This is a genomic window from Staphylococcus pseudintermedius, from assembly GCF_001792775.2.
GTDB lineage: Bacteria > Bacillota > Bacilli > Staphylococcales > Staphylococcaceae > Staphylococcus > Staphylococcus pseudintermedius.
This window is the reverse complement of record NZ_MLGE02000001.1, coordinates 206,001-231,843: the sequence shown is the minus strand read 5'-3', so window position 1 is coordinate 231,843 and position 25,843 is coordinate 206,001. Positions and strand designations below refer to the sequence as shown.

Genomic DNA, 25,843 nt, shown 5'->3' with positions numbered 1-25,843 from the left:
ATGGGCTAACCGACCACACCTTCACTCGTATCAGCGGGTTTCAATAAATCATCAATAATATGTGAAACACGTGTGAGGTCAACATTCCCCCCTGATACTAAAGCGACAATATTTTTTCCTTTAATCCAACGTGGGTCGATTTTACCACTTAATAGTGCAGCAGTTGGTAATGCGCCTGCACCTTCAGTAATGATTTTAGTCCGTTGCATTAAATGACGCATGGCATTTGCAATTTCATCTTCTGAAACTAATACAAATTCATCGACTAATTTTTCAACAACAGCATATGTTTTATTACCAGGAATGGTGACTTCCGTGCCATCTGCAATGGTATGTGCTGTAAATTGTGACGTAATTTGGCCTTCTTTAATCGATTCTGCCATACCGTGAACATTTTCAGATTGCACACCGATAATATGAATAGATGGATTAAATGATTTTAAAGCTGTTGCTAAGCCAGCAATCAAACCACCACCACCAACAGGTACTACTACTGTATCAATGTCCCAGATTTGATCTAATATTTCTAAGCCAATCGTTCCTTGGCCGGCCATCACCTCAACATCATCATAAGGGTGTACAATCGTTTTACCTGTTTCCGCGGCCAGTTGTTCCATATACAGACGAGAGTCATTAAACGTTTCTCCTTTAAGGATGACCTCCGCACCATAACCACGTGTCGCTTCTTGTTTAGAAATCGGTGCTTCTTCAGGCATGACGACTGTTGCATCAATACCGAGCAGTTGTCCAGTCAATGCGAGACCTTGCGCATGATTACCCGCTGAAGCAGTGATAATCCCTTTTGCTTTTTGTTCATCTGTTAAGTGTAAAATTTTATTAAGGGCACCTCTAAATTTGAAAGATCCGGTGTATTGCATGTTCTCAAGTTTTAAATAAACATTGCCACCTGTAATATTATTACTTAAAAACATTGATTTAATAAGCGGTGTTTCCCGTACATAATCTTGAATTTTCATTTTAGCTTCTTTAATGTCATGGATATTACAATATTTTTCAGTTTGTATCATTACAGCATTTGTTGCCATCACGATCATCCTCTTTTCAAATTGATATTGTACGAACTAGATTAAGTCTGCTAACTTTTCATAAGGCATATCATGGGATTGTGCCAAACCTTGATTTGTAATGTGTCCTTGATAAATATTCACACCAGAGGCTAAGACTGGATTGTCTTGAATTGCGCGTTCGATACCTTTGTTGCTAATTTCAGATAAAAAGTCAATGTTACCCGCAGCCAAGACCATTGTAGACGTGCGTGGTACAGCACCGGGTTGATTCGGCACCGCATAATGGATGACGCCGTCTTCAACGTAAATCGGATCACTAATCGTTGTTGGACGAATACCTTCAACAGTTCCACCTTGATCAATCGCAATATCTACAAGCACTGAACCTTTTTTCATGCTACGTACCATATCTTTAGTGACCAATTTAGGTGGTTTAGACCCTGGAATGAGAATTGTTGAAATAAACACATCTGCTGTTTGGATTTCTCGCGCTAAATTGGCTTCGTTCGATTTCACAACAGTCACATTGTCATTTTTAAAATGCGATTCTAGCCAAGCAATACGTTCATCTTTTAATTCGATGATGACGACTTCTGCTTGTAAACCTAACGCAATCGTCGCTGCATTAACACCCGCAGAACCTCCACCGAAAATGACGACTTTACCAGACGGAATCCCCGAAATCGCATCAATACCAGAAATCAAAATCCCTTCACCTTGATGTTGTGCCTCCAAGTAATACGCACCCATTAACATCGAACGGCGCCCAGCAATTGCGCTCATCGGCTCTAATAAAATGGCTTTCCCGTCTTGTTCGATTGTTTCGCCACCAATCGCTGTCACACCCGCTTGCTGCATCATCTCAACCGTCTTTTTAGATGACGCCAAATGTTGGAAGCCCCAAATCACTTGGCCTTTTTTGAAATATTGGAATTCGCTTTCGTGAGGCTCTTTCACTTTAATAATTAAGTCCGCTTCCCAACACTTTTCATGTGAAACAAGTATCGCACCTGCATTTTCATAGGCTTCATTCGTAAATCCAGAGCCTATACCTGCATTGTGTTCTACGTAGACTTCATGTCCTTGATCTTTAAGAATTTTAGCATTCTCAGGTGTACAACCTACGCGTCCTTCACCCGGCTTTAATTCTTTAACAATACCAATTTTCATAACAAACACTCCTCATTAGGTGATTGAAATTGCTTTTAATTTTGATATCAAATCAATCTTATTTAAAAATTAAAAAAGCATTATGAAGTGTCTATAGCTATAGAGTTTGTGAATTAATTCACTAATTATGTTAGCTTCAAACTGAAACAAAGTCAATCGAAAATGCAATAAATTCAAAATGAAAATATTGTTAAAACAATCCGAATATTGTTACTTTTTTGGTGTTTTGTTGTTATTGAGAGGATTGTATACAACTAGATACATCGACCATACGATCAACCCTGAGACATATACTGCTATATAGACGAGGCAGTCTAAGGGGAGTCTTATTCTCTAGAGAGCATCATCGTTACAGGCGTTGACACTAACTCAAAAATTCATGGGTAGTCGTCGATTAAGAAACAAGATTTGGATGTATCGTGCTAACGCAAAATAAAAAGCGACCTATTAAAAGATCGCTTGACTGAGCTTAATTTTTCTTTCTTATTTCTTTCAAATTAATGATACCTACAATAATCGGTACAAATGCAATGATAAAACTTAATAAATACCCTGCATCAAAAACAAAGTAAAATAGCACAAATGCAAGAATTCCTATAACGATTAATACAATATTAAAAATTTCATTATGGGCCATTTGAGGCTTTTCAAACATTCTTCATACCTCCTTAGAAACAACTTGCTGCAGCACCAAGCAGCCTGCAGGATAGTGGTGAAAATAATAATAGAAAGCATCATTTTTGATATGTTACTTTGAAGGCCGTCTATCTTTTTAATTTAATGTGTGATTAAGTTAATCTTCCTCGAATAGGTTAGTAATTTCAACTGTTAACTTCTTTTTTTCAACATTGATCGTATACGTATTACCATGGCCACTTTTGGCAATTTTAAGTTCATTATTAACTGCTTTAATTAACGTGCTATATCGTTGTATTTATATAAAATAACAAGAGATGTGTCATTTTTTAGTATTTCATATGCATCTTTATATTCTACAACAATATTCAACCATTAAATTCCAATACATTCATCTTCTTTTTTATTGAATGTATTATTTTTTCTGGGTATTAGTATTAATGCTAACTCTAAGTTTTAGTGCTTTTTGAATATATTAAAATTTCTTCAGCTTTTTTAGTATTTCCAGTACTATAATTAATATTAATAAGTTCAACTAAATTTTCTTTATATATATTATGGATCAACTCTACATTATCATAAGTTATAATATACTTATTTTTATTACTTAAAATCTGGGAAGCTAATTTTTCATGATCTTTTCTTGAGAACGCATTTTTATATAGTTGATTACCCTTATTAACATATGGAGGATCATAATAAACAAAAATATCCTCTTGATTTAGTATATCAGTCTTCAGAAGTTCAAATATGTCATAATTACTAATTTCTATTTTGCTTTTAAAAATTGCTATTTCTTTAATTTGACTAATTAATCGTTCCTTATTAAACCTACAATCTATTTTATAATTTCCGTTTTGCTGTTTTCCTCCCATAACACCTGCTTTCAGTATGCCAGAAACATTAGTTCTATTTAAAAAGAAAGTAGCAAATCCTAAATCAAAAATGTTTCGCTTTTCGCTATCTAAATATATTTCTTTTTGTTTTTCCCATTCGGATATACTGACTTCTGTTTCGCTAATTTTTTTACAAAAGTCTTCTGTATAATATAATATACTGTACCAAAAAGCATATATAGCTCTATCAAAATCATTTATATGAATCTTTCTTACAATACCTTTTGACAATAATTTTAATGCTAATCCTCCACCACCTGCAAAAGGCTCAAAATAAATCGGTAACTCTTTAGAATAATTTGCTTGGATAATATCCTTTACCTTATTATATAATTTTGCTTTTCCACCCGGATATCTTAATGGACTCTTAAGATTACTAATTTTATTCACCTCCAAACTTTTCATTTTTATCCCATTGCTTTTTATCAATTGAGTGAAACTCTGATGATTTGTAAAACATCACTCTAAGATTATTATAAAATTTTTCGACTTCTTTATTATTCTCTTTAAGCCATATTTTCGTTAATAAGACGAAAAAGTTTTTATGCCTATTATATAATTTTTTATTAAATTCTCTCTCATCTCCTTTAATGCTAATACCTTGTTCTTTTTTGCTTTCTTGAGATTTTTTAAACTCACTGATTGGATTGGTAATTTCTTTTTTTATAATATTATCCTGGTAACCCATTTTATAAAAATTCTGGTTTTTCAATAATTTAGAGTCATTTTCTACTAAATCTAATAAATATTCAAAAATTTCATTCTCAAGTGATTTACTACCTGGTAGTGTTATTATCATATTAGTTAAATCATCGTTTTGATCTCCATCTAAAATGCAGATTGATTTCATCGTAGATTCAATTAAGTACTTATCTTCAAATAAACTTTTTAAGTTAGCAGCACTCATTTTTGTATTAACTTTATATAGATATGGAGCAATATTAGCTATTGATTTTAATCTCATTTCATCCTTCATATAATCAATTATAAGATCGAAAAAATCCCTAGCTTCGTCATCTTCCATAAAAACGGGTATCTTCTTCATACTTATTATTTCAGTACCATATTCATGTTGCAATAGATTTTTTATTGTATGAATATTAGTGTCTTCTAATTGTTGACTTGAATCTCCTTGGTTAACTAAGTAAATGAGTTGATTATTATTTTCTAGAATATATTCTATAAGGGATAAACTATGTGTAGTGAAAACAACTTGAATTTTATAATTATATGAATAATACTGAATAAGATCGTATAATTCGTATTGAAGTCCTGGATGTAATGTTGCGTCAATCTCGTCTATTAATAAAATACTTTCTATTTTGTTCTCTGATTGAATATTCTCAAAATAATACCTTAAGGATTCCAATGCTGTCAAAATAATATATATATTGTCTTCACCTGAAGAAATAGTATTAGAATCTATACCTGCCTTATCACTAATAAAATCTGCTCTATTTTTTATATCGCCCATTTTATTAGGAGATAAATTTGAAATTTTAATTCCAGTTAGTTCTTTATAGTTTTCAATTAATTTATTTTGATATTTTTCAGGAAGTTTGTAGTATATTTTAGTGATGTTGTCATCATTGTTAAATTCCCCATAATTATATAACCTTCCTAGGTTTAAATACAATATTGGACATTCAGGTAGAGTTTCTTTTCTCCCTACTCCATAGTGAAGTTTAATAGCATACCTATTTTCCTTTTTAGAAACATGTCTTCTGTAATCAAGCACTTTATCATCACTATATTGAACTGAATACAAATTTCCTTTTAAATTTGGGGCTGGATCATTATAAGTTGTGTCTCCTTTTGTCAAAGTTTCTATTTTAGGATTGACACTTTGATTAATTGCATTTAGTACCTTCATTACGTTTTTGTCATTAAATTTACTGTCATTAGCACTTACCCTTTTAAAGCTATTACTTATGATATGTAACAACGAAGTTTTGCATGTTCCATTCGTTCCAGAAATTGCTGTGACATTTTTATCAAACTTAAAAACTTCATTTTTCAACCTTCTATACTGTTTAATATTTATACTTTTTATCATTTATTAATCACCCCTATGAATCTGATGGTTAGAATTTTCCGTTGTAATCTTTTTTAAATAATAGCAAATTCACCACTAAAAACACCATAATATCCGAATATTAAATATAAATCTATGAAGTAACTACGACATTCACTTGTTATTCGCTTCAGATTATCTGTTAAATTTGCGATTCTATGTTGAACATTTTAACCATTCATTGTCAATTCAATCCTCTCATATTACATTTTTGAAAACAATTGTCTTTCATGTATTCATATTATTTATATTTTAATGGTTGATTTAAGATACTCTCAACAGTTTTAAATTCTGATATATTGTTAGTTTCTACTTCATTTCTATAATATTTACGATTGAAAATATTTAATTCCTCAAGAATTGTTTCTTTAATAAAACTTCTTAAAATTTCATAATCTAAAGTTTCTTTATTTATACCTTTCCATTCAAAAGATTCTGTTATTTGATTTTCTACATCTTCAGAAACTTGTTTAACGTGAATCTCAACTTCTTCCTCAATATTTTCAACATCTATTTCATACCTTTGAATATCGATTATAGTTACGTCATTATCTATATAGTCTTGTAGAATATCAACTTTTTTATTTTTAAAATCTTCATAGTAATTTGATTCAAAAAAGTTAGGAAATCCATACTCATCATATAGTTCATCATTCACCTCATTTATTATTGAGTCAATCTGATCCGCAGTTTTATCTATGTCATAGGAATCTATAAGTCTACTTTCAAGAATGTTATCAGATAAGTATTCTTCTTCTAACAATAATAAAAATTCTTTTTTTAATTCAAAATTACCGTACTTGTAAATATTATCAATAATGTTCGTCCAAGTTACTTTGCTTGAATGTGACGTTTCTTCCTTAAAAGACAATAGAAGACCCCTTATCTCTGATTTGTATTGTTCCCATCTATTCAATTTGATAATCGAAATGATTTTTTCACCTATAAAATCTTTATTGTCTTCAAAATCATGCCATTCGTATAATAGCTTTTTCATGAATTTTTCATTGTAAATTGACTTTCCATAATAACTAAAAACTTGACTTAAATAAATAGAGCTTTTTTCTATATTTTTCAACATATTTGGTAGTATTTTCTTTTTATAATTTAAAAAATCTATTATACTGGGATTCAAGAAATTTATTTTAACTTCTCCATATATATAATCTTTCATTGGTAATATCCATGAGTCTTCAAGTTTGTATATAGCTTTTTCAATATCAAAAGCAGGATTTATTTCTAATCTATGAAAAGATCTTGTTATATATTTTTTTTGTACTGGATAACTGTCGAAAAGTAAAATTACAAATAATAAATATTTTTCTTCAATATTAAGAGAGTAAAAAATATTTTCATATAAATCAAAAGGATTTTTTAAAGAATCTATAACATATTTATGAAAATTTTTATCAGACTCCTGAAAATTATTAACAATTAATTCAATAACCCTAGGATAAAAATTTTTATGTCCTATAATGACTGACCAATCACAACCGATCAAACTATTATATCTTTCAGCTAATTCTTTTTTGTCATTAATTTCATCTATTTTTCTTTCAAAAGATTTTCTAAAAATAAATGCTTTATCGGTTTTACTGTAATTTGATAAGTCTAATACACTAATTTCTTCTTCTTTAAATTCCGATTGTATTAGTCTTTTGAAATTTGAATTTAAATTTTTAGCATCCTTAATAATTTGTGTTCTTGAGTTAAGGCAAATATATAAATTGTTTGATCTTTTTGCAGTTGCATATATTCTTTTTAAATCTGGTAAATAATGATCTCCTACATCAAACTTATTTCTACCTAAAAAATCATCAAAAACAACAAATAGTGCCTTATCTTCTTCACTATATGATGAATAATAAATGTCTATTACTTTATCTATGTCAGTTATCTTTCGCATAATTGCATCAAATTTTATCTCTTTATTACTTCTAAGTAAATTTCCTAAAATCATGCATGTTGTTGTTTTTCCTATACCCGGAGGGCCTTGAATTAATAACACACGATTCTCCTGTATTTTATAATAAGCTTCCTCTAAAAAATTAGTTTCTGCAAAAAATTTATAATTGTAATCGGCAAAATAATGGGAAGATTCTTTTTCTACAGGTCTTAATTTTTCTTCTTTTAAGATTGATGAAAGATTGTTCTCATCTAAATGATATTTTTTGAAGATATCTATATATTTTTTATCATTAGATAAGATTTCTATATGAGAAGAGTATATTATATAATCATCTGATGGTATGAGTCCTGGATATCTTTCATCTGCATAATCTCTTATATCTTTACATCTTTTAGGTGATAACCTTAAACTCGTTACAATTACATATTTAAACTTAGATTTCCAACCATACTTTTCTATATTTTTTACTATATTATCAATTTCTCTTTTTAATTCATTTACAGCTGTAGAATGATTTTTTGATAAACTCCATCTCTTAGCTTGCAGTATGAGAGTAGGACTTTTTATATCATCAATACCATCTATACCATCATCCTTTCCAGGTGCAAATCCCCGAAACGCCTCAATATCAAATTTTCTTCTTACTAATTCTACTGCAAATTTTTCAAAACTATCTGTGTCCATACTGTCTAAACGGTAGCTGAATTTCATGCATTCATCTCCTATATAGAATTATTTATACTCAATAAATAATATAGCAGGTATTTAATGATTAAATTACCTTCATTATTCCAATCTTCTAACCTTTAAAAAAGTAACTATCAGATTCACAAAAAACAAAGATATTCATAGAGTCATATGTTTTCTTAAAAACAATCTTAAACCCCACCTACTTATGATATGCTTCTCCCCGCATAATTTTAAACGCACGATACACCTGCTCCAACAAGATGACGCGCATCATTTGGTGTGGAAAGGTCATTTTACTAAACGACAACGCAAAATCACTGCGTCGTAATACGGCCTCGTGTAGCCCATGTGAGCCGCCTATGACAAAGGTGAAGTCACTTGCGCCCTGTGTCATGCGCTGATCCAGTGTTTTGGCCAAATCTTCAGAACTCAACATTTTGCCAGCGATTTCTAATGTGATGACGGTGCTTTGTGGTTTGATTTTACTTAAGATCCGCTGCCCTTCTTTTTCTTTCACTTGTTCGATTTCTTTTGCACTCATTGTTTCTGGTGCTTTTTCATCTGGAACTTCGACCACTTCTATTTTGGAGTATGCGCCGAGCCGTTTGGTGTATTCTGCAATGGCGAGTTTCCAATATTTTTCTTTTAATTTCCCTACTGCCAAGATTGTTATTTTCATTTTGCCCTCCTATGCCTATCAATCCGAAGTTATCCACAGGTTATTCAGTTACCCACATCTTTATCTCTATTATACCGTTTTCGCATTTCGTTTTCACACAGAAATTTAAAAATTGATTACTATATTCGGGGATAAGTCTGTTGATATGTGGATAACTTTGTTAGTAAATTGGTTATTAACATGTGGATTGTTTATAACTTGCTTAATTTGTGCACATTCATGGGGATAACTCAATTGATTCGAGTATTTTTATACACAGTTATTATTGATATCCGTAAAAAAAGAGGTCAGACATCTAACTGTCCAAACCTCTTAAATTTATTTATATTTTGCTGAATCATGTCATTGATAGATTACAAGAATGATGATTTAGTTGGACATTCATTGTTCTTTTTTGAATGCCAATCTGGGCGAGACTCCTCAGGGATATGTGAAAACTGTTAACAAACTTCTTTTTAGCTTAACAGTGGTTACTGTTTCACGCAGTAGCTGTCTGACTTCTCAATGTTTTACTTTTGAGAAGCCCAGTCAGCCTTGCGAGGATAGTACTACGAAATCTTTGTTGCACATAAGATTTCTGTACAGCTCCCGAAAATCCAATTTGGCTTTTTTCAGGTTTCCCTTTCAATCAAGCCAAATTGAGTTGAGTCAAGTCCCCTAGGAAACGCGAACCCAAGATAGCTATCAAAAAAAGTAAATTCTGATACTTCCAACCTACAATGTATAAATCGGTGTTGGGATGGCTTTATCTGTATCACACAGCTTCACTTCATTCACTGTATCGATATCATGCGCCTGCAAGATTTGACTGACACTCATACGGGCCAAGTCTTTCATATTATTGTCTTGTGATAAATGAGACAAATAAATGCGCTTCGTTTGACCTGTAATCACATCTTTCATCGCGTGTGCTGCGTCTTCGTTCGAAACATGACCCATATCACTCAGGATACGTTGCTTCGTCTTCCATGGATAGCGGCACATACGCAACATATCGACGTCGTGATTGCTCTCAAACATGAACGCATCACTGCCACGAATCATCCCTTTCATACGCTCTGACACGTAACCAGTATCTGTAATCATCGTAAACTTTTTGTAGTTATTATGAAAAATGTAGAACTGCGGGTCAATGGCGTCATGAGACACGTTAAATGATTCAATATCAAATCCTGCGATAGATTTCGTTTCATGTGGATTGAATACAAACTTTTGATCTAGCGGAATTTTAGAGTCTTTTTTATCAATACACGTCCATGTTTTTTCGTTCGCATATACAGGCAAGCCATACTTTCTCGCAAGGACACCTAAGCCTTTAATATGGTCACTATGTTCATGTGTCACAAGAATACCACTAAGATCTGAAATTTTTCGGTCGATTTGTTCGAACAGTGCCTCCATTTTTTTACCTGTGAGTCCTACATCGACCAACAAACTGCCTTTATCACTTTCTACATATGTCGCATTGCCGGTACTACCGCTTGCGAGTACACTCATTCGTATCAAGAGACCACCCTTTCTATTGTTCAATAATTTGTGGATTGGACGAAATTGCCTCTACATAATACGTATGTGTGCCATTTGCGTCTTTCACTTTAATTTCCCAGTTGGCTTGCAAAACTTGAATATTCGTCTCTTTGACCACTGTATAATAACCGAGTCGGATGTTTTCGACTTCTTGATCATGTTTTAAGTACTGATTATAATAAAGCGCTTCGATAGCTTTATGGGCACTAATGACTTGTCTAGGTTCATTATTCGACCCTTTAGACGGAAGGATGTCTTCCATTGCAGACTGCTCATACGATTTAACTGTATCGTCTTTCACATCAAAAGTCAGTTCTGCACGATTGTTATTCATAATCGGGAAGCCTTTATACGTCTGTTCGTATTTAATTTTGCCATCGATTGTATCGTGATATTGATACTCATTGCCTTTATAGATATTTTGATCGATGTACGGTTTCAAATGTGAAATAGGGTCCAATTTCACATTGACACTTTCACTCATTTCTTTGTCCAATGTGTGCCCATTATTTCGTGCTTCTGCTTTACCACTTTTTTCCGCTTCATCTTTAAAGTCTTTCGAACGTGCCGTAATGAGCTGCATTTTGACATGGCTCACATCAGGCATGTTTTTCGGCAATTTGATATTTTCTTGTTCAAAGTTAACTGAATTTTGCTGTTCTGCATCACTAATTTTTGATTTACTAATTTTATCATTATACACAAAGATTAAACAAATATTAACGAGGAGAAACACGACGATGAACAATGATTTTGCACGTTTCCAGTTCATGTCTCAATCAACCCCCCGTCTTTATATTCGTACCACTCGTGATCATATTGAATATACCACGTCGGTATAAACTGGCTGCCTTCTTGTATTTCGATACTATTTTCCGGTCCTTTAATTGGATTCATGCGATAACCGATAACCATTTGTTGGACTTTGGTAAAATCAATATCACCTTTACTAGCCAATACAGAACGCACGTCTTCCAAATCTGGTAACGACTCAGGTTTTTCACCGTTATCAATCGTCACGTTCGTTTTTAATAAACCGCGACTGTATTCATATAACCCCCGTTCGCCCCACAAAACACGAATTTCGTTCAATTGATTCGGATAAAAGATGGGACGTCCATTTAGAAACATTTGATAAATAATATGGCCACGGTCATTGTTCGCACTAAATAAGCGAAAATCATCTGTAAAGCCACCATGTTTATTAATAAAATCAAACGCACGTGGCAAGTTGACATTCATATTCCGCGTACTATGCTCATCTTCTGACAAATTGGTATAGTCATACGTTTCACGATTCGCATTGTAGTTCACGACGCCTGTATTGTTGTTATAGGTCGTGTTCCCACTATTCGTTGTACGCACAATTGGCGTATTATCAAACAGAATTGCGTTCAAATCTTCTACGTTAATACGATTAAAAATAGTCCGATATGCTTTTAAGTTTTTCGGTGCTTTCACGGCATACATATACGTCGCCTTATTAATCGTACTGCGGTTCGTCACAACATTGGAGTACGGTTCCAAGTCCGCTTTCATCTTCTGAATGCGCTTTTGTACATATTTCGTATTCAAATTCGTTTCTAACTTAATCGCCCGTTGATGATTCGGCTGCATGGCATAAATGATCACATGTTGAGCATCATCGACATCTAAAATCAGTCGGTTAAATTTAAAATTTGTCGGCACTTTCGCAGGGATTTCAATGACTTCATTCAAATACATCGACAGCGGGATGTCTGACGGGTAGTCTAACACGACGAAATGATTGCTCAAATTACGCAATAACACGACATCGTCATTTTGAATATCTTCTACTTCAATAATGCGGTGTTTTTGAAATACAGTCATTAATGCATTCACATCTTTATTCGCTGGCATACCTTTCACATCATCATTTTCGATATGCACGAGCTGCAGAGGCGTCACCACCTGGCTAAACGCTTTATCGTAACGCGTCCCGATTGCCTCTGTCGCATCTTTCGTATGCACATTATCTGCATCCGTTAAATCCGGCGAAAAGTTCCAAATCATGACTGTCAATACAATACTCGATAGGACGAGGAGCGCTAACACAATTGACTTAATCAATTCTCTAGTTCGCATCCCAATCACCTTCCTCAATTTTCTCACAAGGTAATGTGATGAAAATGGATGTGCCTTGTCCTTCGACACTATTCGCCCAAATACGGCCGTTATGCGCTTCTACAATTTCTTTAGAGATGGCAAGACCCAGTCCTGTCCCTCCCATCTTTCTCGTACGTGCCTTATCCACACGGAAAAAACGGTCAAAAATTTTGTCTACTTTATTAATCGGAATCCCAATCCCGTTATCTTTAATTCGAATCGTTAAACGACTGTGGACAGGATTATGTTTCACGTGGAACTCGACACGTTTCTCACCACGCGAATATTTCATCGCATTCGTAATGACGTTGTCGAACACTTGCGTCATCTTATCCGGATCCACTTCTGTAAATATCGTCTCTCTCGGAATATCACGCACGAATGTCGTATCTTTCGCAGCCATTTCATGTCGATTAATAATTTTGTTGATGAACATATTAAAGTCAACAATCTCTTTCGTAATCGTTTCCGTTTCATTATCCATTTTAGACAAGTGTAACAAGTCATTGACGAGACGAATCATCCGCTCTGTCTCTTCACGCGTCACGGATAAAAATTGAGGAGCAATCGACTCATCACGCCAAGCGCCCTCTTCCAAAGCCTCAATATAACTATTCATAGACGTTAATGGTGTCCGTAATTCATGTGAGACATTGGCCACAAACTCGCGACGTTCTCGTTCAATTTGTTGTTGCTCAGTGACATCATGTAGCACTGCAATGTAACCTGTCACAAAGCCAGTATCTTGCACTATCGTACTAAAGTTGACACGTGCAATAATACCTTCTTCTTCATTAATATCAATGAGGACACTATCATTATTTTCATTTAATTCTTCAAGTGAAAACTCATCTCGTAAATCTAATACATCAAAAATAAAGTGCCCGGAGACTTCCTCTTTAGACTTCCCTAGCATTTTCAGCGCCATATCATTAATAATACGCACACGGCCACGTCTATCTGTCGCAATTACCCCGTCACTCATATGGGTAATGACCGAATCTAGACGCCGCTTCTCACTTTCCGTATTCGCCTGTGCTTCTTGAACACGTTTCGACAAGTTGTTAAACGCGAGTGCCAATTCACCAATTTCGTCATTACCATAAATTTTCACACGTTGCGTATAGTTCCCTTTAGACATCTCGACTGTCTGATTTCGCATATCAGTAATCGGCTTCGTAATCGTACGCGCAATAAAGAAACCGAGAATCACTGTAATAATGAGCGAAATCCCTGTACCTACGATGAAAATTTGGTTAATGTTGCTTAACTGATCGTACACTTGGTTAATATTCGACTCGATATAAATATCACCAATCATACCATCACCAGTCACTACCGGCATATTTTTAATCCATACACGCTGCTTACCTTCACCATAATCTTTCAGCACTGTATCCGAATTTTCTTGCCCTAGCGACAATGCCTTTTGAATAGAACTATCATTCGCTTTTTGGTTAATAATCGTACGGTTCGATTGTTTTGATGTCGCAATAATGATTTGATCTTTATCAATAAAGCGAATTTCTATCATTTCATTACGATTGGCATATTCATTGAGTAAATTTTGAATATCTTTTTGTGTATTACCAGAATCATTACCATCTGCATATATTTTTTCAATACCGAGCTCGATTTGTTTCGCATTTTGAGAAATGTTTGTCTTAAACGTCTCAGTCATTTCTTTTTCAAGGCTATTCGTAAAGTACAGACCAATAATTTGCATACCAATAATAATCAACAGGACATAGACAATAACAAGTTTCGTGTGAAGGGATTGAAATTGTTTTAACCACTTCATATTTGCCATCCTCTAATCATGTTGTTGTAAGAAATATCCAACACCACGACGCGTCACAATATAGTCTGGATGAGAAGGATCATCTTCAATTTTTTCACGTAAACGGCGAATCGTAACGTCTACAGTACGGACATCACCGAAATAATCATAACCCCATACCGTTTGGAGTAAATGTTCACGCGTCATCACTTGTCCCATATGTTTCGATAAATAATGGAACAACTCAAATTCACGGTGCGTCAAATCAATATCTTCACCGCGTTTTTTAATAGAATAAGCATCTGGATAAATCACAATATCTTTAATTGTAATTTCATTCGTCTGCATGTGATTTTCTTGACTCGGTTGTGTATAATGGCGGCGTAAGTTAGCTTTCACACGTGCAATTAATTCACGCGTACTAAATGGTTTTGTCACATAGTCATCCGCACCAAGCTCAAGACCGAGGACTTTATCGATCTCTGAGTCTTTAGCCGTCAACATAATAATTGGCATTTCGAATTTTTTACGCACTTCACGGCACACTTCCATACCGTCTTGACCAGGCAACATAATATCGAGTAACACGATATCAGGTTCTTTTTCATAGATTAAGTCGACCGCATCATTGCCATCATATGCGACAAATACTTCATAACCTTCTTTTTTCAAATTAAATTCTAATATATCCGCAATTGGTTTTTCATCATCGACTACGACTACTTTTCTTGCCATAAAAATGACCCCATTTCTTAATAAGTACATAATATCGGTTGCTAACTGGCATAATCCTATACCTTATAATGTATCACTAATATAAAGTGAATTCTATCTATTTAACCCATTTTCATTTGTATCATAATGGGCAAAATCCAACCATTCAGTTTATGTATCTAGCTTTTTATTGACTTTGAGATAAACGGTCAACAATATACCTATGAGCACTATCGCTTGTGTCACCATCGAAGCTACAAATAGCACATCGTTGTCTAAAACAATGAGCACGATATCCACGATACATAATAGGATTGAACATAAAGCCGTATAACCAGAAATTACCTTCAGTTGATGGGCAAAGGCGACTTGAGCAATTTCCCAATTCTTTTGATTTTTCATCGACTTCCTAGTCCGAAACCCAATAAAGTAATTGATTTCTTGAGGTGGGTTATGTTGGAACGCAATCGCTAATAAGAATAAGAACAAACAACTTGAAAACAGTATCATTTGCGTTATTCACTCCTTAATTTAGTTGTACCATAATCATAAACAAACGGCTACACTCACTTTTAAAAAAGGTATAGGCGCGCTATTGAGGAACAGAAAAATGGGGGATGACATTGTCATTCATTCTCTAAAAAGCATAAAAAAGACTCTTTACATGTCACCTACGCAACACGTAAAGAGTCAGTTCACACTAGTGCTTACCACCAGATACGAAAATTGAGAGTAATAATTTAATGAATTCAATAATAGCCTTCACCATTAAAAACACCTCCTCTACACACTTTCAGTATATGCCTGTTGACTGTAAAAAGAGGTATTTTGCCTAAATTATAATTAACACTTCATAGTTGTCATAACAACGTATTACAATCATCAGTTAGGCAAGCCTAACTGTCTTAGAAAGAAAAAAGTGCTCACCCTATTGGATGAGCACGTTAGCGGTCCCGACGGGAATCGAACCCGCGATCTCCTGCGTGACAGGCAGGCGTGTTAAACCGCTCCACTACGGGACCATATCATGGTGACTCCTACGGGACTCGAACCCGTGTTACCGCCGTGAAAGGGCGGTGTCTTAACCGCTTGACCAAGGAGCCTTTCTTAAACACAAGAATGATTATAGCATCACCCAATCGGGTTGACAAGATTTTTTTCGGATTTTTTTGTATAATTTTTCATATAAAGTTGTTCAGGGGGTCATTTATGGAAATTCAAGCAGAATCGAACGTTGCTTACATCAAAGAGAAACCTAAAAAGCCACGTCAATTTTTCAAGAGATTTTTCTTTATTACGTTAGGCGCAGTGTTGATGGGAATAGCACTGGAGCTTTTCTTAGTACCGAATCAATTGCTCGACGGAGGCATTGTAGGTATTTCAATTATTCTGTCCCATTTATTAGGATTCAAATTAGGGATATTCATCTTTATACTTAATTTGCCTTTCTTCTTTTTAGGCTATAAACAAATTGGTAAAACTTTTGCTATCTCTACTTTGTATGCCATCTCTATCTTATCCATTACGACTATTGTGTTACACCCTATCGATCCAGTCATTAACGATAAATTTTTAGTTACGATTTTTGGCGGTGCAGTCCTAGGTATTGGTGTCGGCATTGTGCTACGTTATGGTGGCTCATTAGACGGTACAGAGATTTTATCGATTCTCGTTCACTCAAAATTGCCTTTTTCTGTGGGCGAAATTGTGATGTTTGTTAATTTCTTCATATTTGGCATTGCTGGCTTTGTGTTCACATGGGAGAGTGCATTATTTAGTGTTGTTGCTTATTTCATCGCCTCAAAAATGATTGATACCGTCCTTTTAGGTTTTGATGAATCCAAAGCGGTATGGGTTATTAGTGATGCCTATAAAGATATTGGTGAAGCAATCAATTCTCGTCTCGGTCGTGGTGTGACGTATTTGAAAGGTGAAGGCGCGTATACTGGAGAAGATAAACGTGTCATTTTCTGCGTGATTACACGTCTTGAAGAAGCAAAATTGAAAGATATCGTTATGGAAATCGACGAAAAAGCCTTCCTCTCAATCGGTAACGTTTCAGAAGTACGCGGTGGAAACCATCGTAAAAGAGATATTCATTAGTGATGTCATATTGGTTCCTCTTTTTAGGATGCACGATGTTGTTGTTTAAAGCCATGCAAGTATTTTGTGTTATCCAACACACATACTGAATATAAAACAACATTAAAGCTAAAACATTATAGGCCATTAAAAAAGACCACCAAATCATTTTGGCAGTCTTTTTTATTTTAGGTCAGTCTTACCGAAGCGTTGCCGGAAGACTCCCCTCAGTTATTGTATTACCATAATTTTTCTACAACATTTGTTTGATTACGATCTGGACCTACAGAGAAGATAGAAATGTGTACGTTACACAATTCAGAAATACGCTCTAAGTAACGACGTGCATTGTCAGGCAATTCTTCCATTGTACGTACGCCTGTAATATCTTCTGTCCAACCTGGTAATGTTTCAAAAATAGGTTCGCAACGTTTTAAGTCGTTTAAGTTCGCTGGATATTCTGTGATTTCTTTACCATCTAACTCATAAGCTGTACAGATTTTCACTTCATCTAAGCCTGTTAATACGTCGATAGAGTTAATAGATAAGTCAGTAATCCCGCTCACACGACGAGAGTGACGTAACACCACTGAGTCAAACCAGCCGACACGACGCGGACGACCTGTTGTTGTACCATATTCGCGACCTACTTCACGGATATGATGACCTTTTTCGTCAAATAATTCTGTTGGGAACGGACCATCACCTACACGTGACGTATACGCTTTACATACACCGACAACTTTTGAAACATTTGTTGGGCCGACACCCGCGCCTACAGTGACGTTACCTGCGACAGGATTGCTTGATGTAACGAAAGGATATGTGCCGTGGTCGATATCTAACATCACACCTTGTGCACCTTCAAATAATACACGTTCATCTGCTACGAAAGCATCGTCTAACACTTTTGCAGTATCTGTGACGTATGGTGCAAGACGTTGACCAGCTGCATAGTATGTTTCAAAAATGTCTTCAAATGATGGTGCATCTTGTTTAAACATACCTTGGAAGTAATCATTTTTATATTCTAAATTTTCTTTTAAGCGTTGTTCGAAAACTTCTTTGTCTAATAAATCTGCTACACGAATACCCATTCTTTGTGCTTTATCTACGTATGCTGGGCCAATACCTTTCTTCGTCGTACCAATTTTGTTGTCGCCACGACGCGCTTCTTCAAGTTCATCTTGTTGAATGTGATAAGGTAGGATGACGTGTGCGCGGTTTGAGATGCGTAAGTTATCTGTTGCAATGCCTCTTTCATTTAAGCCGTCTAATTCTCTAAGTAATGCAACTGGATCAATCACGACACCATTGCCGATGACAGCAAGTTTGTCTTTATAAAAAATACCAGATGGCACTAAATGCAATTTGTAAGTTTCACCGTCAAATTTGATTGTATGACCTGCATTATTACCACCAGAAAAACGTGCAATGACATCTGCTTGTTCCGCTAAAAAGTCTGTAATTTTACCTTTACCTTCGTCTCCCCATTGTGTCCCAACTACTACGATTGATGACATAAGAGCACCTCCAAGTTTTCTCAATTAACCAAACTGTATTCTACCAGTATCACATCATGAATGCAAATCAAAAAACGAACATTGAAAATTAGATTGTGCGTCACACCATTCAAGCCCCTCTAAAATAGTCGGACCCTTACAACCACGTGTTATACAAGTGTTATTAGGCTCTTTCGCTTGTGTCCAAAATCCTAACTTACATCAAAATCGATAAGTTAATACAAAGTAAAAACCGTACATTAAACAGAATTTGTTATATAATATACGTATTTTAAGTTTAAAATTATTTTTTCTTTTCGGTTGTTCCATGCAATATCACAAATAAAACGGTTGATGATTGATAACACCAACCGTTCCAAGCACACGTCCAATTATCCCATATCCGCATGAGCATAATCGATATCTGTAAACTTATTATATTGTTTCATAAAGTGTAGCTTCACTGTACCGGTCGGGCCGTTACGCTGCTTCGCGATAATGATTTCAATTTCACCATTTTCATCATTTGTTTGTGGTTCGAATCCACCATCATCGTCATCATCATCTCCATCGCCACGGTTATAGTAGTCATCACGATATAAGAAAGCAACGATATCGGCGTCTTGCTCAATCGAACCTGACTCACGAATATCACTCATCATCGGACGTTTATCTTGTCGTTGTTCAACACCACGTGATAGCTGACTTAACGCAATCACCGGACACTCTAACTCACGGGCAATCGCTTTAAGCATACGTGAAATCTCTGACACTTCTTGTTGACGGTTATCCGATGCACGTGAACCACTTCCTTGAATCAATTGTAAGTAGTCAATCACAATCATATCCAGTCCATGTTCTTGCTTTAAACGACGACATTTTGAACGAATATCGGTAATCCGCACACCTGGTGTATCATCAATAAAAATTTTCGTCCGAGACAGTTTACCGACTGCCACTGTAAATCGATTCCAATCCTCCTCAGTCATCGTCCCCGTACGTAAACGGTTCGAATCGACATTGCCCGAACTACAAATCATACGTGTCGCCAATTGGTCTGCACCCATCTCTAATGAGAAAATGCCGACCGTATATTGATCTTCATGTGTGGCTACTTTTTGCGCAATATTAAGAGCGAAGGCAGTCTTACCTACTGAAGGTCGCGCCGCTAAAATAATCAAATCATTACGATTAAAGCCTGCTGTCATCTGGTCTAAATCGCGGTAACCTGTTGGAATGCCTGGCGTTTGACCACTATTCTGATCCAATTGTTCCGCATTATCATAAACTTGTCCTAATACGTCACGAATATCTTTAAAACCGTCACTCTCACGTGTAGAAGACAGTTCCAAGATACGACGTTCTGCATCATTCAGCACGGTATCTAAATCTAATTCATCGTTATAGCCATCATTCGCAATACTATCCGCAGTGTGAATGAGCTTACGTTTGACTGCATTTTTGAATACCACGTCTGTGTAGTATTGAATATTTCGCGTTGTCGGTACATTCGATGTAATTTCAGCAAGATATTGGGGACCTCCCGCTTCATTCACGACCCCTTCTTGTGTGAGTCGATCCAAAACAGTCACAATGTCAATATCTTTACCATCTTCATTCAGGTCCATCATCGCACGGAAAATATGCTGATGCGCACCACGATAAAATGATTCAGGCAACAAAATTTCTTGCGTGGACGACATCAATTCTGGGTCGAGAAAAATCGCCCCCAGTACAGATTGTTCCGCCTCATGACTGTGTGGCATTCGATTATGTTCATACATTTCATCCATGCCAATGACCTCCTCACTTTCATGACATATACTTAACATATTCTATAATAACCTAAACCGAATCACAATACATGATTCAGCATGTTCAAAAATGTAAATTGCTGATATACGCACATGTCTTAAAATTCATGAATTTAACATACACATCATACGCTTTATGACTTCCTTTTCTTTATCAAATATAAGCTGTAAATCACCACAGTTGATAAACCAATAGAAGATAGCACCACAATGATAAGTGACATGATTATTTCAAAAAGACTGTCTTTAGGTAAAACTCTGATAATGAAGGACATTGGAATCATAGAGATGATATAAACCCACACATATCTTTTTAATTCTTTAGATATATTCTCCATTTTATCAAATCCTTTTTAAACCGCTTTTACTCTATAGTATTACAAATGATGTATGAAAAAAGCCGGTGACCTTTGCACCAGCTTTCTTCACAACCCTATCATTATTGCTCTACAGTATGCACACGAATCGTACCTTCTACCTCTTTATGCAGTTTCACAGGCACATTCGTATAACCTAACGCGTGAATACCGTGTGGCAATTCCATTTTACGTTTATCGATCTTAATATCATGTTGCGCTTTCAATGCTTCAGCGATTTGTTTCGTACTAATAGAACCGAACAATTTACCGCCTTCACCCGATTTCGCTTTCACTTCAACTTCAAGCGCTGCTAAACGTTCTTTTAACGCTTTTGCATCTTCAAGCTCTTGTTGTTTGTCTTTTTCAATACGTTTATTTTTTTGTTCTAATTGTTTCAAGTTCCCTGGTGTTGCTTCAACAGCATAACCATTTTTGATTAAGAAGTTGTTCGCATAACCGACTGGCACGTCTTTAACTTCACCTTGTTTCCCTTTACCTTTAACATCTTGTGTAAAAATCACTTTCATGATTCGTCACTCCTATCCAATTGTTCATTAATCGCTTGTTGTAACTTTTCGATAGCCGCTTCAACAGTCACGCCCTCTAGTTGCGTTGCAGCGTTTGTGAGATGACCGCCACCGCCCAACGCTTCCATAGTGAGTTGGACGTTGAATTCGCCAAGTGAACGGGCAGACATACCAATGAGATTTTCTTCACGACGCGCAACGACATACGCCGCTTCCACGCCATCAAGACTCAACAACTCATCTGCTGCTTGGGCTACGGTCACAGGATGATAGATTTTGTCATCCGGACCATGTGCGATTGCGATACCATTCTCTTGTAATTTCACCGTACGAATCAACTCTGAACGGTTAATATACGTCTCAATATCATCTTTTAAGAAATGTTGCGTTAAGATTGTATCGGCTCCATGCGCACGGAGATAACTTGCTGCATCAAATGTACGCGAGCCTGTACGCAATGTAAAGTTACGTGTATCAACGATGATACCTGCATACATCACAGTCGATTCTAAGCGTGTTAAGCGTTGTTCAGTCGGTTGATACTCGAGTAGCTCTGTGACAAGTTCTGCGGTAGAGCTTGCATATGGCTCCATGTAGACGAGTAACGGACTTGAGATAAAGCTTTCGCCACGACGGTGATGATCAATGACCACTTTACGATTGGCTTTATTTAAAATGTTCTCGTCAATGACCATTTCCGGTTTATGCGTATCAACGACGACAAGTGTTGTACGAGATGTCATCATATTCCATGCATCATCGGACGTCACAAAGCGCTCCTTCAATTCAGGCTTTTCATCGATTTCATCCATCACACGACGTAATGTAGGGTCGATGTCAGACTCATTTAACACGATATACGCTTCCAAGTTGTTCATCATCGCAAATCGGGTCACACCAATCGCCGCACCAATCGCATCTAAGTCTGGGCGTTTATGTCCCATCACGATGACTTTGTCGCCTTCTAATAGGATATCTTTCAACGCATGGGAAATGACACGCGCTCTCACACGAGTACGTTTTTCCATCGGGTCAGTCTTACCGCCATAAAAACGGACGTTGCCATTCATATTTTTAATCGCAACTTGGTCACCACCACGACCTAACGCGAGATCAAGACCAGATTGTGACAATTCACCCAGGTCAATTAAGTTTTCTGAGCCTTCACCGACACCGATACTTAAAGTGAGTTGTGCACGATAACCGACACTTTTTTCACGAAGCTGGCTTAAAATATCAAACTTTGTCTCTTCTAATTCACGTAAAATACGACGATTCAAATAAGCAATAAATTGATCGGAACTATAACGCTTGAAATACACATTATGTTCTTGTGCCCAACGACTAATGACACGTGTCACCATCGAGTTGATTTCAGAACGTTGTGTATCGTTCATATTTTGTGTAATTTCGTCATAGTTATCTAAAAATAATGTTGCAATAATCGGCTGTTGATCATCGTACGCTTGTTGGATGGTGGCTTCTTCCGTCATATCTATAAAATACAAAATATGTTCTTTTTCTGAATAACGGACACGATAGGCATACGCACCATCTGCTATTTCGATTTCTTTCGCCTTTTCGAGTTGCTTTAAAATATTCGGGTACACTTCATTGATTGGATCTGAAATGACATTCCTTTCAATCCGCTCTGACATGAAAGGGTTGACCCACTCAATTTGGTCATTTTCATTTAACACAATCAAACCTAGTGGCATTGTTTTGACTGCACGATCACTACCTACTGATATTTTGCCACTCAAATCATCTAAATAACGATCTAAATAACGATAGAAACGTCTAAAAATAAAGACACTGATAATGAGCATGACAAATAACAGGATAGCAGCGATAAACGCAAGCCACTGATTAAAGAAAAAGGATAGACCTACAATGATGATTGCTGTAACGGTAATCACTAAAAAAGGTACGATCAACGCTTTCTTCATTGAATGACGATTCATCTTGTCACCTCTTATCGTTTTTTATCATACGTTTTAAATTCAACCCCAAATCGAGTAAACCAATGAGGCGTGTCATTGGATAAAACAGTACACCGACAATCACTAAAATCACTTTTAATGCGCCGGGCATTCTTTTAATAGATGCAAAGAAATGAATAAAACTTAAACCTTGAATCACTAATAAGAACCCTAAAACGATTTGGAAATTAATGCCAATGCTGTTCGGCGTAGTGGCAGGTTGTGTTGTAATCGTTGTTAATAATGCCAATGCATACATAATGAAAACTGAACGCTTCATTTGCCAGAAAAATAGTGGGCGAAATACAGGTGTTGCCACTTTGAACTTACGTAAAATCGGGAAAATGATGAGCAATGTAATGAACACGTAAATAGCAATCGCTACTACAATCATCCCCGGCAACTGTATTGCGAGTTGTTGAATCGAATTGTTTAAAATCTCTTGAGCTTGTTGATCTAAATTTTCTAACTCTGCAGCTTGATGCATTATTGCACGATACGGTTGCAATAAATCGTCAGCATACGGGATTTTTTTCAAAGTTTGTAAAATCATCATCGCACTTAATGTTAAAACACTTGCCACGAATGTCGTTAAATATAAGATGCGCTCTTTAGATGCACGTTGGATTAATAACTGACTGATGACCATACTTAAAACTAAAATAATGATTAAAAATGCCATCACAAAAACGTTGCCTGTGAGCGTTGAGAGAATAATCGCAATAAGTGCGACTAAGCCAAACGAATGCTTAGATTGGTACCATAAAACGATACCTGGGATTAAACTAAAGCATGCCAAAATGATTGCTAATCCAGGCATAACATGTATAACTAAAGTCACCACTAACAACGCCACAATGCTGATTAGGGTTGCTTTAGGATTAATTTTCGAAAACAAAGACGCCACTTCCAAACTATTATAGTCTATAAATTCTATTTTACAGGCTTTGTAATATGAATACAATTTGCGCCACATGATTTCACGCGTCTTACAATTGAATTACAAAACGTCACTTTCTTGAACACATTAGAAAAGCTATATTTTAGCTATTATCCCTAAAATATAGCTTCTTGTCTAGTATTCTTAGTTGACGTAATTATAACAAAAATGTAACGTTTTCGTCTAAAGTTAGCGTCTAAATCGTGAAACTTTTAGGAAATGATACAGGTACGGCGCCCAATCATTAAAATTCAATAAAAAGCCATCATGTCCTACATTATCAGGCACAAAGAAATGGCGATGATATTTGAAATAACAGCCTAACGCAGCGACTTGGTCATCTGGATACAGCAAGTCATCTGTAAAGCCGAGCGTGAGAACTTTCGTGTCTAATGATTGGAATACGTTTGCGACATCATCTCTACCATGGTGAATGTCATGACTGTCTAACACATCAAGAAGTGTTAAATAACATTGCAAATCAAACTGTTCTTTAAATTTATCGCCTTGGTGCTTTTGATATAACACGACTTCATCAGGTGTGAAGCGGGCGTCATAACTTTTAGAGGACCGGTACGTTAAAAAGCCGAGTTGCCGCGCGATACTTAATCCTTCTTCTCCCGCTAAATGGATGGCTTGTCTCGCTATTTCATTAAACGCCCGACTATAAGAAGATGTCTTTTCAGTAGCTGCTAAAATGACTGCCTTTTTCACTTCGAACTTTTGATTGTAGAGGAGCTCCATTACTTGCATGCCACCTAAAGAGCCTCCGATGAGAATGTCTATTTTTTGATGACCGAGTGCTTCAATGCCTTTTTCGAGAGCACGCACAATATCTCGCAAGGTGAGTTTTTGTGGGAAGTTGGGATCTGTTAAACGAGAACTCGACCCAAACGGACTACCAATGACATTAAATGTCAAAAACTGGTAATCATGAACTGGCATGTACCCCCCATCAATAATCTCTCGCCACCACCCTGGATTGTCTTCTGTCCCATAAGTGAGATGGTTACCTGTCAACGCATGACATACGACGACGAGTGGCTGGCCAGGATAACCTACATATTCATACTGAAGCTTCAAATTTTCAATCGTTTCACCTGATTCTGTCGTAAATGCACCTAATGCTAATGTGTCCACGCGATAATTCACCATTTCAGTCTACCCTCCCTCTAAAAATTAAAAAAGTTGTACAACCTTTGACGGCTATACAACGTTTATAAGTCAGTTTTTAAATGAACTTATCATCCACATAACGTGGTTGGTTGTAGCACCGTACTTATAACGATAAGTGGTTGCTGAAGTGTCACTGGGCCAAATCCCTCAACTTCTCTTAATAAGCTTATTTTTAATAAAGTTATGTTGTGTCTTTAATCATACCGCAAACCTATCACGTATGCAAATGAT

21 protein-coding genes, 2 tRNA genes and 1 riboswitch are annotated in these 25,843 nt (G+C 35.9%); of the genes, 1 reads left to right on the top strand and 22 read right to left on the bottom strand.

What is annotated here, in order from left to right; genetic code table 11:
• Positions 1-5: 5 nt before the first annotated feature.
• The 15 genes from tdcB to BJK46_RS01090 form a co-directional block, all read right to left on the bottom strand.
• Positions 6-1,046 carry a bifunctional threonine ammonia-lyase/L-serine ammonia-lyase TdcB gene (gene tdcB, locus BJK46_RS01160; RefSeq protein WP_014612692.1) on the bottom strand — a complete coding sequence of 347 codons (1,041 nt, stop codon included), beginning with the start codon at positions 1,044-1,046 and terminating at the stop codon, positions 6-8.
• 36 nt (positions 1,047-1,082) lie between these two features.
• The gene (locus BJK46_RS01155; protein ID WP_014612691.1) at positions 1,083-2,198 is read right to left on the bottom strand and encodes an alanine dehydrogenase; all 1,116 of its coding nucleotides are present in this window, start codon (positions 2,196-2,198) and stop codon (positions 1,083-1,085) included.
• 469 nt (positions 2,199-2,667) lie between these two features.
• Complete coding sequence (locus BJK46_RS01150; RefSeq protein ID WP_014612690.1) at positions 2,668-2,853, bottom strand: hypothetical protein; 186 nt, start codon at positions 2,851-2,853, stop codon at positions 2,668-2,670.
• A gap of 430 nt (positions 2,854-3,283) precedes the next feature.
• Entirely contained in the window at positions 3,284-4,120 is an 837-nt protein-coding gene (locus tag BJK46_RS01145) for a DNA adenine methylase (protein ID WP_181559393.1), read from the bottom strand.
• Positions 4,113-5,786, bottom strand: coding sequence for an AAA family ATPase (locus tag BJK46_RS01140; protein WP_112424770.1), 1,674 nt, complete (start codon positions 5,784-5,786; stop codon positions 4,113-4,115). The genes BJK46_RS01145 and BJK46_RS01140 overlap by 8 nt, the downstream gene beginning before the upstream one ends.
• 259 nt (positions 5,787-6,045) lie before the next feature.
• Positions 6,046-8,424 carry an nSTAND3 domain-containing NTPase gene (locus BJK46_RS01135; protein WP_112424769.1) on the bottom strand — a complete coding sequence of 793 codons (2,379 nt, stop codon included), beginning with the start codon at positions 8,422-8,424 and terminating at the stop codon, positions 6,046-6,048.
• A gap of 178 nt (positions 8,425-8,602) precedes the next feature.
• A complete protein-coding gene (gene rlmH, locus BJK46_RS01130; RefSeq protein ID WP_103263495.1) occupies positions 8,603-9,082 on the bottom strand; it encodes a 23S rRNA (pseudouridine(1915)-N(3))-methyltransferase RlmH in 480 nt (159 codons plus the stop codon).
• 714 nt (positions 9,083-9,796) lie between these two features.
• Positions 9,797-10,579 carry an MBL fold metallo-hydrolase gene (locus BJK46_RS01125; RefSeq protein ID WP_037541999.1) on the bottom strand — a complete coding sequence of 261 codons (783 nt, stop codon included), beginning with the start codon at positions 10,577-10,579 and terminating at the stop codon, positions 9,797-9,799.
• Between the two features lie 22 nt (positions 10,580-10,601).
• Positions 10,602-11,381 (bottom strand): two-component system regulatory protein YycI, encoded by a 780-nt coding sequence (locus BJK46_RS01120; RefSeq protein ID WP_103263496.1) that lies wholly within the window; start codon positions 11,379-11,381, stop codon positions 10,602-10,604.
• Complete coding sequence (locus BJK46_RS01115; protein WP_103263497.1) at positions 11,378-12,715, bottom strand: YycH family regulatory protein; 1,338 nt, start codon at positions 12,713-12,715, stop codon at positions 11,378-11,380. Before BJK46_RS01115 ends, BJK46_RS01120 begins: the two co-directional genes overlap by 4 nt.
• Positions 12,705-14,537, bottom strand: a complete 1,833-nt coding sequence (gene walK / locus BJK46_RS01110; protein WP_014612682.1) for a cell wall metabolism sensor histidine kinase WalK — start codon at positions 14,535-14,537, stop codon at positions 12,705-12,707. Before walK ends, BJK46_RS01115 begins: the two co-directional genes overlap by 11 nt.
• 12 nt (positions 14,538-14,549) lie before the next feature.
• Positions 14,550-15,251, bottom strand: coding sequence for a response regulator YycF (gene yycF, locus BJK46_RS01105; protein ID WP_014612681.1), 702 nt, complete (start codon positions 15,249-15,251; stop codon positions 14,550-14,552).
• Positions 15,252-15,401: 150 nt separating this feature from the next.
• Positions 15,402-15,740, bottom strand: a complete 339-nt coding sequence (locus tag BJK46_RS01100) for an SdpI family protein (protein WP_015729823.1) — start codon at positions 15,738-15,740, stop codon at positions 15,402-15,404.
• 438 nt (positions 15,741-16,178) lie between these two features.
• A tRNA-Asp gene (locus tag BJK46_RS01095) sits at positions 16,179-16,252 on the bottom strand.
• Positions 16,253-16,258: 6 nt separating this feature from the next.
• Positions 16,259-16,333: transfer RNA gene (locus BJK46_RS01090), tRNA-Glu, on the bottom strand.
• A 106-nt stretch (positions 16,334-16,439) separates the two neighbouring features.
• Here BJK46_RS01090 and BJK46_RS01085 point away from each other — a divergent pair.
• Entirely contained in the window at positions 16,440-17,333 is an 894-nt protein-coding gene (locus BJK46_RS01085) for a YitT family protein (protein WP_103263498.1), read from the top strand.
• A gap of 218 nt (positions 17,334-17,551) precedes the next feature.
• Here BJK46_RS01085 and BJK46_RS01080 read toward each other — a convergent pair whose 3' ends face one another.
• The 7 genes from BJK46_RS01080 to metX all read right to left on the bottom strand — a co-directional run bounded on the left by BJK46_RS01080 (position 17,552) and on the right by metX (position 25,591).
• The gene (locus BJK46_RS01080) at positions 17,552-18,835 is read right to left on the bottom strand and encodes an adenylosuccinate synthase (protein ID WP_014612678.1); all 1,284 of its coding nucleotides are present in this window, start codon (positions 18,833-18,835) and stop codon (positions 17,552-17,554) included.
• 371 nt (positions 18,836-19,206) lie between these two features.
• Complete coding sequence (gene dnaB, locus BJK46_RS01075; RefSeq protein WP_014612677.1) at positions 19,207-20,607, bottom strand: replicative DNA helicase; 1,401 nt, start codon at positions 20,605-20,607, stop codon at positions 19,207-19,209.
• A gap of 155 nt (positions 20,608-20,762) precedes the next feature.
• The gene (locus tag BJK46_RS12350) at positions 20,763-20,966 is read right to left on the bottom strand and encodes a DUF6007 family protein (RefSeq protein WP_081248051.1); all 204 of its coding nucleotides are present in this window, start codon (positions 20,964-20,966) and stop codon (positions 20,763-20,765) included.
• A gap of 101 nt (positions 20,967-21,067) precedes the next feature.
• On the bottom strand, positions 21,068-21,514 hold the full coding sequence (gene rplI, locus BJK46_RS01065) for a 50S ribosomal protein L9 (RefSeq protein ID WP_014612676.1): 447 nt from the start codon (positions 21,512-21,514) through the stop codon (positions 21,068-21,070).
• Entirely contained in the window at positions 21,511-23,478 is a 1,968-nt protein-coding gene (locus BJK46_RS01060; protein WP_096536495.1) for a DHH family phosphoesterase, read from the bottom strand. Before BJK46_RS01060 ends, rplI begins: the two co-directional genes overlap by 4 nt.
• Before the next feature lie 4 nt (positions 23,479-23,482).
• Positions 23,483-24,394 carry a DUF2232 domain-containing protein gene (locus BJK46_RS01055; protein ID WP_103263499.1) on the bottom strand — a complete coding sequence of 304 codons (912 nt, stop codon included), beginning with the start codon at positions 24,392-24,394 and terminating at the stop codon, positions 23,483-23,485.
• A gap of 231 nt (positions 24,395-24,625) precedes the next feature.
• A complete protein-coding gene (gene metX / locus BJK46_RS01050) occupies positions 24,626-25,591 on the bottom strand; it encodes a homoserine O-acetyltransferase MetX (protein ID WP_014612673.1) in 966 nt (321 codons plus the stop codon).
• 83 nt (positions 25,592-25,674) lie between these two features.
• Positions 25,675-25,779: riboswitch (SAM riboswitch) on the bottom strand.
• Positions 25,780-25,843 lie beyond the last annotated feature (64 nt).

Coding starts and splice junctions, on each gene's coding strand:
- dnaB (WP_014612677.1), bottom strand. CDS start 20,607: ATGGATGAAATGTATGAACATAATCGAATGCCACACAGTCATGAGGCG.
- tdcB (WP_014612692.1), bottom strand. CDS start 1,046: ATGGCAACAAATGCTGTAATGATACAAACTGAAAAATATTGTAATATC.
- walK (WP_014612682.1), bottom strand. CDS start 14,537: ATGAAGTGGTTAAAACAATTTCAATCCCTTCACACGAAACTTGTTATT.
- BJK46_RS01150 (WP_014612690.1), bottom strand. CDS start 2,853: ATGTTTGAAAAGCCTCAAATGGCCCATAATGAAATTTTTAATATTGTA.
- BJK46_RS01135 (WP_112424769.1), bottom strand. CDS start 8,424: ATGAAATTCAGCTACCGTTTAGACAGTATGGACACAGATAGTTTTGAA.
- BJK46_RS01140 (WP_112424770.1), bottom strand. CDS start 5,786: ATGATAAAAAGTATAAATATTAAACAGTATAGAAGGTTGAAAAATGAA.
- BJK46_RS01100 (WP_015729823.1), bottom strand. CDS start 15,740: ATGATACTGTTTTCAAGTTGTTTGTTCTTATTCTTATTAGCGATTGCG.
- BJK46_RS01115 (WP_103263497.1), bottom strand. CDS start 12,715: ATGCGAACTAGAGAATTGATTAAGTCAATTGTGTTAGCGCTCCTCGTC.
- BJK46_RS01155 (WP_014612691.1), bottom strand. CDS start 2,198: ATGAAAATTGGTATTGTTAAAGAATTAAAGCCGGGTGAAGGACGCGTA.
- BJK46_RS01125 (WP_037541999.1), bottom strand. CDS start 10,579: ATGAGTGTACTCGCAAGCGGTAGTACCGGCAATGCGACATATGTAGAA.
- BJK46_RS01080 (WP_014612678.1), bottom strand. CDS start 18,835: ATGTCATCAATCGTAGTAGTTGGGACACAATGGGGAGACGAAGGTAAA.
- metX (WP_014612673.1), bottom strand. CDS start 25,591: ATGGTGAATTATCGCGTGGACACATTAGCATTAGGTGCATTTACGACA.
- BJK46_RS12350 (WP_081248051.1), bottom strand. CDS start 20,966: ATGGAGAATATATCTAAAGAATTAAAAAGATATGTGTGGGTTTATATC.
- BJK46_RS01085 (WP_103263498.1), top strand. CDS start 16,440: ATGGAAATTCAAGCAGAATCGAACGTTGCTTACATCAAAGAGAAACCT.
- BJK46_RS01060 (WP_096536495.1), bottom strand. CDS start 23,478: ATGAATCGTCATTCAATGAAGAAAGCGTTGATCGTACCTTTTTTAGTG.
- BJK46_RS01120 (WP_103263496.1), bottom strand. CDS start 11,381: ATGAACTGGAAACGTGCAAAATCATTGTTCATCGTCGTGTTTCTCCTC.
- rplI (WP_014612676.1), bottom strand. CDS start 21,514: ATGAAAGTGATTTTTACACAAGATGTTAAAGGTAAAGGGAAACAAGGT.
- rlmH (WP_103263495.1), bottom strand. CDS start 9,082: ATGAAAATAACAATCTTGGCAGTAGGGAAATTAAAAGAAAAATATTGG.
- yycF (WP_014612681.1), bottom strand. CDS start 15,251: ATGGCAAGAAAAGTAGTCGTAGTCGATGATGAAAAACCAATTGCGGAT.